The sequence below is a fragment of the Ignavibacteriota bacterium genome, assembly GCA_016713565.1.
Lineage (GTDB): Bacteria > Bacteroidota > Ignavibacteria > Ignavibacteriales > Melioribacteraceae.
In genome coordinates this window covers 772,666-786,710 of sequence record JADJOX010000008.1, presented here as the reverse complement: position 1 = coordinate 786,710, position 14,045 = coordinate 772,666, and the positions used below count along the sequence as shown (strand labels likewise).

The 14,045-nt window shown below is 31.9% G+C and carries 9 protein-coding genes and 1 pseudogene; 3 read left to right on the top strand and 7 right to left on the bottom strand.

The annotated features are described in order from the left end of the window. Window positions 1–48 precede the first annotated feature (48 nt). The 3 genes and pseudogenes from IPK06_18090 (at window position 49) to IPK06_18080 (ending at window position 2,945) form a co-directional block, all read left to right on the top strand. Complete coding sequence (locus tag IPK06_18090) at window positions 49–2,043, top strand: PAS domain S-box protein (protein MBK7981880.1); 1,995 nt, start codon at window positions 49–51, stop codon at window positions 2,041–2,043. Beyond that, a pseudogene (locus IPK06_18085) lies at window positions 2,010–2,120 on the top strand (PAS domain S-box protein). The gene IPK06_18090 and the pseudogene IPK06_18085 overlap by 34 nt, the downstream one beginning before the upstream one ends. Continuing rightward, window positions 2,121–2,945, top strand: coding sequence for a HAMP domain-containing histidine kinase (locus tag IPK06_18080; protein MBK7981879.1), 825 nt, complete (start codon window positions 2,121–2,123; stop codon window positions 2,943–2,945). Window positions 2,946–2,964: 19 nt separating this feature from the next. Here the strand turns inward: IPK06_18080 and IPK06_18075 are convergent, their stop codons facing one another. The 7 genes from IPK06_18075 to IPK06_18045 form a co-directional block, all read right to left on the bottom strand. Continuing rightward, the gene (locus IPK06_18075) at window positions 2,965–4,419 is read right to left on the bottom strand and encodes a hypothetical protein (GenBank protein MBK7981878.1); all 1,455 of its coding nucleotides are present in this window, start codon (window positions 4,417–4,419) and stop codon (window positions 2,965–2,967) included. A 12-nt stretch (window positions 4,420–4,431) separates the two neighbouring features. Continuing rightward, window positions 4,432–5,478 carry a PorV/PorQ family protein gene (locus IPK06_18070; protein MBK7981877.1) on the bottom strand — a complete coding sequence of 349 codons (1,047 nt, stop codon included), beginning with the start codon at window positions 5,476–5,478 and terminating at the stop codon, window positions 4,432–4,434. A 39-nt stretch (window positions 5,479–5,517) separates the two neighbouring features. Beyond that, window positions 5,518–8,970: a hypothetical protein gene (locus tag IPK06_18065; protein MBK7981876.1), complete on the bottom strand. Its 3,453-nt coding sequence runs from the start codon at window positions 8,968–8,970 to the stop codon at window positions 5,518–5,520. Window positions 8,971–8,984: 14 nt separating this feature from the next. Continuing rightward, window positions 8,985–11,705 (bottom strand): TonB-dependent receptor, encoded by a 2,721-nt coding sequence (locus IPK06_18060; GenBank protein ID MBK7981875.1) that lies wholly within the window; start codon window positions 11,703–11,705, stop codon window positions 8,985–8,987. A 295-nt stretch (window positions 11,706–12,000) separates the two neighbouring features. Then, a complete protein-coding gene (locus IPK06_18055) occupies window positions 12,001–12,354 on the bottom strand; it encodes a hypothetical protein (protein ID MBK7981874.1) in 354 nt (117 codons plus the stop codon). A 32-nt stretch (window positions 12,355–12,386) separates the two neighbouring features. Further along, window positions 12,387–13,169, bottom strand: a complete 783-nt coding sequence (locus IPK06_18050; GenBank protein MBK7981873.1) for a hypothetical protein — start codon at window positions 13,167–13,169, stop codon at window positions 12,387–12,389. A 65-nt stretch (window positions 13,170–13,234) separates the two neighbouring features. Further along, complete coding sequence (locus IPK06_18045; protein ID MBK7981872.1) at window positions 13,235–14,038, bottom strand: hypothetical protein; 804 nt, start codon at window positions 14,036–14,038, stop codon at window positions 13,235–13,237. Between the last annotated feature and the right edge of the window lie 7 nt (window positions 14,039–14,045).

The window sequence follows — 14,045 nt, the reverse complement described above, 5'->3', positions numbered from 1 at the left end:
CGCAAAAATTATAAAAGAAATATTCGATTATGATTTTGGGGGAAATTTATGATCGTCATAAGTTTATTATATTTTTTTGCATTTTTAATCACATTATGCTTCTTATCTAAACAAATAGATTTACATTTTAAAAGAAGTGAAATCAAAGTAAAAATTTTCCGGGGATTACTTTTCGGAACTTTTGCAATTATAACCTTAAATGATCAAATAATTCCAATTCATTACCTCTCTATTAATAAAGCTATTATCATAACAAGTTTTAGTGCTTTGTTCTTTGGCACGCTTTCCGGATTAATTTCGGTATCAGCTGCAGTTATTTTTGAAATATTAAACAGAGATAGTAATTATATTTTAACGTCAGCGGTTTTGCTGTTTTCATTCACGATTAGTATCTTTTTTAACAGAAAATGGAAAAAGGTTTCCAAGGATAATTTCACTCCAAATAATTTTTTATTATTTGGATTTATTCTTCAATTTACCGCTGTTTTATTAGAAACGGTATTTTCAATTATTAAAGCCACCTACTATGAATTAAACGCGGAATTAATAATTTATCCATTAATCACTTTCCTTATCGGTAAAATATTTTCTACGCAGGAACAGCACAATAATGTTTTTATAAAAATAAAAGAAAGCGAAGAAAAATTTAGAAAGGCTTTTGCTACAAATCCTGATTCAATAAATATAAATAGATTAAAAGACGGTTTGTATATTTCCGTAAATGAAGGATTTTTAAATTTAACCGGGTATAATGAATCTGAAATAATCGGCAAAACTTCGGATGAAATTAATATCTGGAAAAATTATGAAGATAGAAAAAAATTAGTAAAGGAATTGCAAGAAAAGGGTACGGTAATAAATCTTGAAGCACAATTTATAATTAAAAATGGTGATGTTAGATATGGCAGCATGTCTGCTTCATTAATTGAACTAAATAATATTACACACATAATAAGCATAACAAGAGATATAACCACACGAAGAGAAATAGAACATAAATTAATAGAAAGTGAAAAGAATTACCGCCAAATAATTAATGGCATGCATGATATGGTCTTTGTTATTGATATGAAAGGTAAATTTATTGATGTAAATAGTGCCGCAGTAAATACATTAGGTTATTCACGAGAAGAATTGCTTCAACTGTCGCCATTTGATATTGATATGTCATTAAGTCAACAGGAAATTGAAGATTTAATTCTCAATATGGCAAATCTAGAAAGTCAATCATTTGAAACCGAACACCTTACAAAAGATAAAAGAACAATACCTGTTGAAATAAAATCGACTTCAATCTTTTATCATGGGGAAAAAATGATATTAAGTATTTCAAGAGATATTTCACAGCGTAAAAAAGCCGAAGAATCATTGCAGAAACGAGAAACTTTACTTAATGAAACGCAAAGATTGGCAAAAGTCGGCGGCTGGGAATGGGATATTGTAAATAATTCAATGTATTGGACAAATGAATGTTATAGAATTCATGGTTTAAATTTTCAAGAAAATATACCCGACTTCTTAATAAAACAAAGTATTAACTGTTATAATCCTGAAGATGTAGATAAAGTAATGTCTTCTTTTAATAAATGCGTTCGCGAAGGTGTGCCCTATGATCTGGAATTTCAATTTAATTCTTATGATGGGAAGGTCAAATGGATAAGAACCAATGCTCAAGCCGTTTACAATAACAATAAAATTGTAAAGGTAGTGGGAAATATAATTGATATTACCGAAAAAAAGATTACAGAAATGAAGATTACGCAATTGTCAATAGCTGTTGAACAAAGTCCGGCTATGGTTATTATAACAAATATTTCAGGTGAAATTGAATATGTAAACTTAAAATTTTCGGAAATTTCACTTTATTCATTCGAAGACGTTTTAAATAAAAATATTTCAATTCTTAATTCAGAGAGTTCGGCTAATGTTGATTATAGTTCCATTTGGCGACAAATTGTATCCGGAGAAACTTGGAAAGGAACTTCATTAAGTAAAAAAAGAACGGCGAAATATTTTGGATTTCTGCTAATATTAGTCCATTAAAAAATTCCGAAGGAAAAATCACTCAATTTGTAGCCATTCTGGAAGACATAACAAAGCGCATTGAATATGAACTTCAATTGGAACAATACAGGGAAAATTTGGAAATTTTGGTTAAAAAAAGAACCAAAGAAATTGAAGATATAAATAAAGAATTAATTTCCGAAATTGAAAAAAAACAGCAGACCGAATTACTTTTGAAACAATCACTACAAAAAGCTAAAGAATCAAGTCAGCTAAAAAGCAGATTTATTTCAACGGCGTCTCATGAATTTAAAACACCGCTAACAAAAATTTTATCATCTGCAGAACTGATGCAAAGATACGGTAAAAACTGGAGCACTGATAAATACAACGAACACTTTGGTAGAATTTCAAATAGTGTGGAATATTTATCAAGCTTGATAGACGATGTTCTAACGATCAGTAAAGTTGATTCAAACAAAATTGAATTTTCTCCGAAAGAATTAAATATAAAAAAAGAATGTGAAGGTATAATTTCAGATTTCGAATATTCGGGTGAACTGAAATCAAATTTAATTTTCAAATTTATACCGGAAAGAACAAATTTCTTGGTCGATCCAAAACAGTTTCACTTAATAATTCAAAACTTAATTTCCAACTCAATAAAATATACCAGTGAAAATAAGATTATTGAAGTTATAATAAATTACGTAAATGATAATATTCAAATTATAATTAAAGATTCCGGAATTGGAATTTCGGAGACCGACCTTCCTCACATATTTGAGCCGTTTTACAGATCTGCAAATAATGAAACAATTAAAGGAAACGGTTTGGGTTTATCAATTGTAAAAAATGCGGTTGATCTGCACGGTGGAATGATTCAAGTAAATTCTAAATTAGGAATCGGTACAACCTTCGTTGTGCAATTACCGCAATAATTAGAAAAGTTACACTTATTTAATTAATTGGTTTGTAATTTATTTTATGTGAATTTGTTATTAATGGGAATGGCGAGGTGATTGATTTATACGGTCCCTTATTTTTATGAGCCGACATTGGAATATTTGTAATATTTAATTTTTCCAAAACTTCATTATTTATTTTAATTTGATTATCATATTTTATTTTTAACGAATCAAAAATCGGATTTAAGATTTCATTAAATGCTTTCATAAAATCTATTGTGATTTCACCGCTGAATTTTTTTTCTTTTAAAATACTTCCACGTTCATTTGTAAACTCAAAATATGTCTGCCATTTTTTAGTTTCTCTTATTACTATATTAGATTTATCAAATCCTTTTTGAGTTGCGGTTTTTGTTAAAAAATAATCTGTGATCAGTCCCGCAATTCCAGATTGTATTTTATTTCGAAAATTATCTTCGTTTATTTTTTCATCATTAAATTCGAGAGGATGTTTTTTTATTTCGGAAACAATTCTTCCAATATTCCATATTTCATCGTCAATTTTCAGAAAAGGTTTTTCAGTATTTTCATTTAATAATTCCGAATACTCTTTTGCCTCGTTATTTGATAATTTCAAACTATCATCAATGTAAATGTGTTTAAATATTTTTGAAAAAATTTCCCAGCCTTCTTTATTAAAATCAATTCTCTTACCTTTCATTATATTTTTAGCATATTGCCGATAATTTTTCTGCAAATAAAAATCTTTCAGTTTATCTTTAATAGTTTCCTTTTGCTGGTTTACATTTTGCGGACTAAGCTCAATATCCTCACTCCAGCCGGTAACTTTAATTAATCTATAACCGCCTTCCGTTTTTATCGGTTTAATTATACTTCCCTTTTTTACGTTTTGATTAAATATTTCATTTTGCGCAACGTCGTCAATATTTCCCCATTTAACATCTTTAGAAATTTTTTCACTAACTCCGGGAAATTTAATTTTAAGTTCATCAAAATTCATCCCGTTTAAGGTGCTGTCGTATATAATTTTTGGATCATAACTTTCCGGTATAAACACGGCTTCTGTATGCACAATCTTTTTTGAATTAATATACTCCTGCTCAATTTCATTTTTATCAATTTCTATCTTCATGTAAATTTCGTCATTGATTAATTTTTCTCTCATTAATTGCTCCTTGATTCCCTGAAGTTTATATGAGTAAAATTGATCTTTTTGTATATCGTATTTTGATTTCCACTCAAAAGCGAAAAGCAATTCTGCGATTAAGGAATTTAAAATTATTTTTTTATCAATAATTGTTTTATCTGAGCAGTACGGCGGTCTTACGTTATATTCGCATCTGTATAAAAAATCTTTTACGAATATTGTATCTGAGGCTACAACAGCTAGAATTTGATCTTTAAAATTTGTTTGAGAAAAAGTTAATAGATTAAACGAGAAATAAAATATCGCAAATATTATTAAATAATTAGGTCTTAAACGCATTTTTATTTTACTTTAGAAGTTTAGCGATAAAGTAAAATTATTTGTATTTCCCAATTCGGTCATTTCACTGTAAGCATAATCAAATTTAAATCTTGAAACGCCTACATCACAAAGGATTCCAAAACCCAAAGTTAGTCCTTGGGTATTATCTTCAACAAATAAAGTTTTGTAACCAGCTCTTAGATCAATACGAACTTTTTCAAATAATGATATTTGATATTGTGTACCAATATTAACGTATTCAGAAAAATTATTCGGATGAACAGCATCAGCCGCTAGCGTTAATCTGTGATCATCAATTTTCAATAAATCGTAACCAATTCCAATTCTAAATGATAAAGGCAGATTATATTCTCCCATTCTGTAATCCGCGGGAATATTTTCATTGTTGCCGCTATTTATTTTATCAGGATCAACAGCGATAAAAGTATCGTCTCCGGCAAGTTTCATTTTACTTCCGTAATTGGAAATTGCCATTCCAATCTGAATTCCGTCAATTTTTTCATCAGGTCTTTCGAAAAACGGAGTAATTACATAAACACCGAGATCAACCGCAAAAGCCGAAGCATTCATTGTAGAAATTTTCTGCGACACATATTTTCCGGAAAATCCAAATGAAAAAAAGTCTGTTACTTTTCTGGCATAAGTTAATTGAATTGAAAGATCTGTAGCGCTAAATAAAGTTCCTGTTCCTTCTTGATAAAGCATATTTGTTTCTTCCATATCACCGGAATTTAAAATTGTAAAGCTTAGACCAAAAACACCAATTCCGTCAACCGGTAAAGCAATTCCCAAATAATTAAAAGTAATTCCCGCAACCCATGGCTGATACATAAACATGGCTTCATAATTTTGCAGATACGCAGCTTTAGCTGAATTCCAATATAATGAACTTACATCTTCAGATAAAGCGGTATATGCGCTTCCCATTCCTATGCCTGAACTGCCAACTCCAATTTCCAAAAAACTTGCGGCGGTAGTACCAACTTTGGTTATTTGAGAAAAATTTGAATTGCAGAATAAAATCAATGTGATAATAACACGTATAAAATTTTTCATTTTATTAGCTCATATTTCAATTCAGTTAAGAATTAAACTTTATTTAATTACCGCAAATTTTCCGATCTTTTCGCCAAGCTGTTTATTTTCAACTTTATAGATATAAAGCCCGTATGATATTTCCAGTCCTTCCTTGCTCTGCATATCCCAAATTACTTTTCCGTCCGAAGGCGGATTATCAACAAAGATTTCATCAACAACAAAACCGTTAAGAGTGAATATTGTTATTTTGCAATCTGCCGGAATATGCGTAAACATTAATCTTCTTCTCTGATGCAATCCTTGTCTTACATTCGGCTCCATTTCATTTGTAGCTTTGTATGGATTGGGCACGACTTTAATTAAATTCAAATCAACTTTTGATTTATCCAACTCAACAGATTTTGTTATTTCAAAATTATATTTGTCAGTTCCTCTAAACGGTCTATTTGTTTTAATATGAAAAACGTCTCCGGCTTTTGGCCATTCATCCAAAAAACGAAGACTGTACGCATATACACAATTATCAACGTCAAAAAAATCACCGTTCGCAATTCTTTTCTTTGAATCGAATTCACCAATCATTAAATAATCTGAAAAAGGATCATTCGCGTTCCAATCCATTACACCATTTTTATTGGCATCGACAATTGAAATTGCGGCAGTATCAGGAACTTCAATGGAATCAGTGCCGTTATAAATTTTATGATTAAAATTATGATTGACTGCGTAGAAATTTAATTTTTGTCCGGGTAAAAAATTTAATCCGGTTATAACTCCAAATCGCTGCAATGTTGCTTTGTAATTTGAGTCAGCCGTAAAATGAACAGAATAATCCCACGGCGCATTCGGCAAAGTTGAGGCAAATCCATTGCCTTCCGGCTTTTTGGCTTCTTCAACAAATACGGTTATTTTTGTCTGCGGATCTTCCCAATAATATTGATCCATTACTGGAGTAGCGAAATTTGTAACGCCAAGTGTTAATCCATCAAATCTTTCAGTATTAAATTCGCTTCCGCTGCTTTCCATAGAATGAACATAAACCGTATCGGTTAATGTCGAATCGTTTGTTACATCAAATACTATTAGAGAATCATTTTCAATTTGGAAAATTTTATCATCGGTTAATCCGTAACTTTGTGCTTTCTTTAAATCATAATCTTTCCTCAGTTCTGTAAATTTAACCGTATATTTTTTACCTTCAACAATTTCGCCTTCATTTATTCTTTTAACGGTTATTTCTCCAGCACCGTCTTTAGAAATCCAATTAGAATCAATTTCGCTTTCAACATATCCATTTGCGAGTACATGAGGAACCGCAACCACGCAATTTTTATCGACAAAAGTAATTGAATCAACTTCATTTAATGTAATAGTTGCGGTATTTTCAGAAGGCGACAATCCAAATTCTTTTTTGCCAAAATCATAAGCTACAAGCGCATAATAATATGTTCTGCCGTTTATTACATCCTTATCGACATAGAAATGTTCTAGTCCGCTGTCATCTCCCAAATAATATGAAACGCCGTTATAAACATTCCAATCGGCAAAATCTTTAATTCCATCTTTAAGATCGTATTGGGCGATAGGTTTTAAAAATGTTTCCGTACCAAATCCATCCGTAATTGATCTAGAGTCTTCAAAAAACGGCTCTGTAGATTTCACCAATTTATAACCTTCAAAATCTTCAATATAATCAAAGTAAGGTTCTTTAGATTTTTCGGAAAGATCATCCCAAAGTAAAATTACTTTGCCGTCTCCGGGTATTGCCGTTAGTTTTGGTTTTAACGGCGGTTTGGCAAATTGATAATTTGAATTATAAACCTGCTGAACAGTTTTCTTAAGAACAAATAATAACGGCGCCGCAAAATTCGGTTCTTGAAATGGAGTGTCCCAAGTATGCAGCTCTGCAATTGAAAATCTTTCTTTTCGCCAACTGTCAATCGGTACAGGCCCGGAGGCAAATAATTCAATTGGATTTATTTTACCGTCAAGTAAATTCGGATTGAATTCACCCTTTGAAGTCAATCCCCAAAAAAGTTCGTCATATCTAAAATGTCGGTCTTTATTTGGATCAAAACCTTTATAAATATTTCTGTTCCAAGCTTGATATGAAGTTAAACCAATTTGATCTGATTCGTCTTTATCAGTTCTATTATAATTTGGTTCACCGTCATCAGGTCTTCCGTTTGCTTCAGTTCCGTCGGGATCCGGTCCAAAATAATTAAGGTCTGAAGGCTGAACTCCATCGGAGCCGACGTCGTCATTTATATTATCCGTAGTAACGTCAAAATTTCCACCCGAGCTGTCTACATCTTCCCAAGTACGCCAATTTTGATTTTCATCACCAATCCAATGAGCCTTTGGTTTTCTTGGGTAATAAAACTCTTCAAACTTAGCTATATCGGTTATTCCTTCATTTGGGTCATCAGTCCATCTTTCTAAATTTCCCAAAGGAACTCGGCTTTCATCGGTTAAACCGTCATCGTCATTGTCAGTATTGTCATTCTCAATTCCCGGACTTTCCAAAAACGCAAATGCCATAATTCCCAATTTTTGATTGCCGCCGCCAAGTCCATTATCATCAAAAATCCAGCACATATTTAGCGTTTTATCCATTGTACTGAGATCGTCACCGATTCCGGAATCGATATAAAATGATAAAATTATTTTATCGTAATTGTAGTCTGAAATATTTGAAATATCATAATGTATAAAAACAACGTCTTGAACTTGAGGATGAGCCCATTGAAATAATCTGGCGCCAATTCTAATTCCCAAACCGCCCCATTTATATTTGCCGCCTGGTAAAAATAAATTCGGCCGAGGATAAAATGGCGGAAGCGAAGTATTTTCCTGCTGAAATTCAAGATCCCAAGCATCGTTAGTAATAAAATAACCTTCCAAATCCGCGTTTGTTTTCCCTCTTCCAAAATAACCGTTCCATTCAGTAATTCCTTTATCATCAATAAAATCCGGAGCATCTGCCCAACCTCCAATTGGCCATGAATTTGGATCATTGCTGATAGCAGGTTTATCTTGATCAAGATTAAGATATCCTGTAACCGGGTAAAATCCCCAGTTGAAAGCACCACTTGGATCAACATCCATATCTTCTCTAAAATATGTCTGGCAGAAATAAAGCGTACCTTCACCTTTTGATGTATCAGGAATGTAATCCGATGGAAGCGGAACTCCATCTGGGGAAACATTAAGTTTAGATTGAACAACTACCGCCAAACCGTCATTCATATTTATTCCGGAGCCTTTTGGCCAAATTGAACTAAGAGGATCGGGCCAATTGCCAAGCATTCCATCGTTGAAAAATTTCAGCCAAACCCTATTTCCGTCCATAAACCACCAACGACGAGCTGTAGTTTCGGCGGAAGGATCATCCGGAATTTTCTGGGGTCCAATTAAATTTACACTTTGCCCAAAACAAATGTTTACAAAATTCAGTAAAAGAATTATGAAAAAAATCCGTTTTGATAAATTGATTTTCTTGATCGACATAATCTATTTCTATGTTAAAATAATAAACTTAATTCAAATTTAATTGAGCGCGGCGCGCTGTAATAATCCGGTCTACTGTAATAATCATAAATATTTGTGAAAGTGCTTACATAATTTTCTTTGTTTCTTTCTATATCAGTTGTTGAATTTGCTGTTCCGCTGTCATCATAAACTTGTATTTCATTTCTGATATCAAAAATATTGTAAATATAAATACCAAGTCTTAAGTCAATTTTCACGGCTTTCAAATAGTCGAAATCATAATAACCTTTCAGATCCGCATAATATTTTGAAGGCTTTGTCCATCCATTTTCAGGAATATTTGCTAAAGATAAACTGCTTTCAATTGGCGGACTGTAGGTATATTTTGTTCCGGAACCATAACTGCTTATAAGTGAAATTCCCCAATTATCAACGTTGTATCCCACAGTAAGATTTAATGTGTGTCTTTGGTCCCAATCCAATGGAATAAAAGTTGAAATCGGGTCAACACTTTGTGCGGCTTTTGTAAAATTGCTGAAAGGCTCACTTGCATTACCTTCGGCAAATTGCAATGTATAATTTACGTCAATACTTAATTCGGCGGTTCTGTAATCGAACTCAGCAGTTAAACCGCGCGCACTCGCATAATCCAAATTTGTATAATAACCGTACATAATGGCGTCATAGGTTTCTATAGGAACGACTGTTTCCAAATTATAAATATCGTTATAGAATAATGTTGTTTTAAAAAGCAAATTATTCACCAATTTAAGCTGCAGTCCTAATTCATATTTAACCGTTTTTTCGGCTTCAATATTTGGATTGCCAATTGTTGAGGCATAGTTTGTTGAGGCAATTTCATAATTTGGATTTGTAAAGATGTGATCATAATTTGGAATTTGGAAAAAATGACCGTAACTAAAATGAAGCGCGGCCGCGTCGCCCATCATATATGATAGACCAATTCTCGGACTAATTTGATATTGCGGATCGGCATTCAAATATTCTGATTTTCTTACGGTGTTAATTTTATTGGCCGGGTTTCTTAAATCCGTTGGATAAATAGTTTCAGGATCAAAGTAATCGTAACGTAAACCAAAGTTTATTACTAAATCGTTGAACTCTGCTTTATCCTGAATATAAGCGGAAAATTCTCTCGGCTTTTTAACGAACGAATTAGCATATGTAGTTGTGTCATTCGGGATATAAGGTTTATAATTATCAATCTCTTTGCTCGGATCAAAAATAGAATACCAATTTTGAAGTACAAATTGATATCTGTCCAATTTTATATTTACATAATCTGCGCCAACTTTCAGCTCATGATTTTTATTTACCTGCCAAACCAAATCGTATTTAGCTTCAATTCTTTCATCGTTGGTAAAAGCAAATCCTTTATCATTTCCTCCGCTTGAAAATCCGCCGTTATTTGTATTGTATAAATCATTGACGAATCTCGAATCATACGGATCTTTAAAACTTGACGATTGATTATCAGTATTGAAATACAATAGTTTCAAAACATGAAATGCGTTGTTCTCTAAAGTATTGGTAAATGACAAAGTCGCGGCGTGCTTAGTTGACCAATTCCATCCTTGTTTATCTGGAATATATTTATATCCATGGTTATACCCGTTTTGACCTTCACCATTTTCAAATTGATAAAGTAACCCAATTTTAAAATTTGTAAAAGTCTGCCAAGCAATATTCGACATAAAACTTCGAGATTCCCCTTGAGTCATTGGGACTTCAGCGTTATCTCCATTGTGGATATCAATCCATTCTCTAATTGGAATTCCTGCACCGACAAATGAATGATCTGTGCTTGTATATCGTCTTATTCCATAAAATAATCCATTGCTAGAAGCTAAATCACCCAAAATAAAAAATGAAAGATCTTTAAAAAGTAATGGTCCGCCAAAACTAAAACTTACTTCTTTGTCATGAAAGAAATCTGAAGCGGATAAACCAATATAATTATGTGAAGTATAATAATTGCTTGAATATAATCTAATCATTCCGGAATATTTTTCCCCGCCTTCCTTTGGCGCAGTGTTAACAATTCCGCTCATTACCTTGCCATATTCAGCGTTAAAGGTTCCGCTGATTACTTCAATTTCTTGTACCGCGTCTTTGTTAAGAGAAATTCCCGATTGAATTCCATCAACCAAATATGAAACTTCGCCCGAGCGGCCGCCTCTAAAATGACCTTCAACAACTCCAGTTGTTAAACTTACTGCTTGTCCGATTGATTCGATATTAAATACTTTCAGATCATTAGCGGAAATTGTCTGTACCGATGAAGTTAAATCTTTCTTAATTACTTCTTTTTTCGCTTGAACAACAACTTCTTCAACCGATACTGTTTCCGGAATCAATTCCTCATTTAAAACGGTTGTTCGATTTATAGAAACTTTCACTCTTTGAATTATTTTTGTAGAATAGCCGACCATGCTTATCTTAACTGAATATTCTCCGGGATTTAAATTTAACAATACATAATTTCCTTCAACATCTGTAGCAGCACCAATTGATTGAGTCAACGGAACCGGAGAATCATTCTGCCAGACATCTGTTATAATTATGTTAACGCCAATCAGTTCGTCTTTGGTTTGTGAGTCAACAATTTTACCCGAAATTTTACCAACAGCGGATGCAGATATGTATTGTGCAGAAATAAAACATAAGGTCGTGAGGAAAGTAATAAATGTAATTGATCTTAAACGGCTAAAATTCTTAAATAAGAATTTCATAATAAACCTTAAATTAAAAATAAAAAATTTATTTAATCATTAACTAAAAACCTTTCTTAAATACTTTTTTTTATAGTTGTAGAATTTCATAATTAAACACTTTTTATACGAGCGAAATCGATTGTTTAACTTATAAATTACTTTTTTATTTTCTCAAAATCAATTATTAAACATTTGTAAAATGAATTTTTTATGCCGTAATTCTATTTAATTATGTGTTTTTGATATGAAATGTGAAAACCGCCAAGTAAAATTTACTTAGCGGCATAAAATTTTGAAGTGTAAAAAATAATAATTAAACTTTTGGATTTATTCTCCAGCTGATAAAATAAAGAAGACTTATTATCAACATCGGCAGACATATTATTAAGTAAACTGAAAATGGGAACTTTCCCCAAGACATTAAAATGTAGAAAACAGAAAATAAAATAAAAATTAATCCGCCAAATATTTCATGTTTCCACGCAATTAACAAAGAAATCAAAATCAGAAATGACGGAATTAAATGAACAGCTAATTTTAAAATAGTTTCAAAAAAATCCGACCCTTCGTTAAATACATCCAAAGCAAAAATACTTAAGAATAACGCGAACAAAATTGTAAGTATTCGCGGACTCCAAATTAAATACTTTCTTAGGCTGTTATTCATACTAATGTTATCTATTTATATAATAAATAAAGTTAAAATCCTAAACTTACTAAACCTCTTACAATGTATCCATTTCCTTTAACTATTGGAATTGGTCTTTGCGCTTGACTAATAAGTTCGCTGTTTGTAGCTCTTATTATCGCGCCGCCTCCAAGAGTTATATTCAAAATTGATTCCGGAATTGCAAAGCTTAGACTTGGACCAATATAAAATTGAGCGCCGCCTTCTGCTTCTTCAATTTCCCAAAATCCTTCAAGATCTTGTCCGACAGCTTCAAATCCTAATTTAATATTATTGGCAATATTGTACGCAAATCCAATGCTAGTTGTTAAATCAACCGCGTCTCTATTTTCGGCAAACGCGTGTTCAAGCAATACGTTTGAATAAAGCTGCCAATTTTCAAATTGTTTACCCAGCATAAATCTGCTTATCATAACATTTACTTCGCTAAATTCATAAACATATCCTAATCCGGCGGATAAATCCAAAATATCATTATTACTTGTACTTAAGAAATTTCTTAAAAGTTCTATCTGCTGAGAAAATTTTGTAGATCCGTTTGTAAACGCAATGCCGGTTCTGTCTAACAAATGAAAGTTTTCAAAAATATTTGTGTGGAAGCCGATATTTTGTTCTAAATCATCAACACCCATCGGTAAAAATGTTTTTTGCCCATATGCCGACTCAAAATTTACGTTAAAATTATTGTTGGCAAATTTTTCTGGTGTCATCGTGAATATAAATGGTGAGCTTTGCGCTGCAAGATTCGCAAAAGTTATTAAAGCTGCAAAAACAATTAAGTAAATTTTTTTCATTTTATTCCCTTTGAGTTGATGATTACAAAGATAGTAAATTTCTTAAAATTGTATAATAAATATTTTCATTCGCAAAATTTTACAAAATCTATAAACGGCAGCAAATGCCATTGTGTTCCAAATGGATATGTACCGTATAATAATTTTGTTCCTAATCCAAGTTTAAAAGTATTTGTTAAATTTAAAAATGCGATTCCGGAAAATTCCCAGAAAAAATTGTTATCCGTCAATTGATATTCATAATCGTATTCATTATCATTAAATGGGAATAAGAATATTTCACTCTTTAAATAATAATCAAGATCCTTGAATAATTTTCCTTCAGATAAAACTTTAAAATTGAATTCAACATTTTTATAATAAACCATTGATCGTGCAAGTATCAGCGGCATATCGACAGATGTACCGGGTTTCAGTTTTGAGTTATTTAACGCAAATTCAATCCCTAATCCGCTTGATATAAAATTATTTTCGCTTAACTGCAATGTCGCTATAACAGAATTGGCAATTGAAAATAACTGCGGTATATTAAATTCAGGTGAAATAAATCCGCCCGTCCCTTCATTCTTTATTAAATTCATAAGCTGTGTTGGATAATTTATTCCATGCAAACTTGATACAGTTATTTTTTCCTTATTGTAAAAATTATACTTCAATGTAATTGATGGCGAAATAAAAATCATTATAGGATGCGCGGTAATACTTAATTTATTATTTATGCCGTATTCCGCATTTTCAAATAAAGAATATTTAAATGTTTTATGTGTTGCCAGCATCGAGGATTCACCATATAATCTGAACTTCAAAGAATCATTTTGGGAGAATATAAACCCTGATGCAAGAATAAAAGCAAATATTATTTTTTTCATATTTCCT

Bases quoted from the DNA above. Each gene is read 5' to 3' on its own strand.
- IPK06_18060 (MBK7981875.1), bottom strand. From the start codon at position 11,705: ATGAAATTCTTATTTAAGAATTTTAGCCGTTTAAGATCAATTACATTT.
- IPK06_18070 (MBK7981877.1), bottom strand. From the start codon at position 5,478: ATGAAAAATTTTATACGTGTTATTATCACATTGATTTTATTCTGCAAT.
- IPK06_18090 (MBK7981880.1), top strand. From the start codon at position 49: ATGATCGTCATAAGTTTATTATATTTTTTTGCATTTTTAATCACATTA.
- IPK06_18055 (MBK7981874.1), bottom strand. From the start codon at position 12,354: ATGAATAACAGCCTAAGAAAGTATTTAATTTGGAGTCCGCGAATACTT.
- IPK06_18075 (MBK7981878.1), bottom strand. From the start codon at position 4,419: ATGCGTTTAAGACCTAATTATTTAATAATATTTGCGATATTTTATTTC.
- IPK06_18065 (MBK7981876.1), bottom strand. From the start codon at position 8,970: ATGTCGATCAAGAAAATCAATTTATCAAAACGGATTTTTTTCATAATT.
- IPK06_18050 (MBK7981873.1), bottom strand. From the start codon at position 13,169: ATGAAAAAAATTTACTTAATTGTTTTTGCAGCTTTAATAACTTTTGCG.
- IPK06_18045 (MBK7981872.1), bottom strand. From the start codon at position 14,038: ATGAAAAAAATAATATTTGCTTTTATTCTTGCATCAGGGTTTATATTC.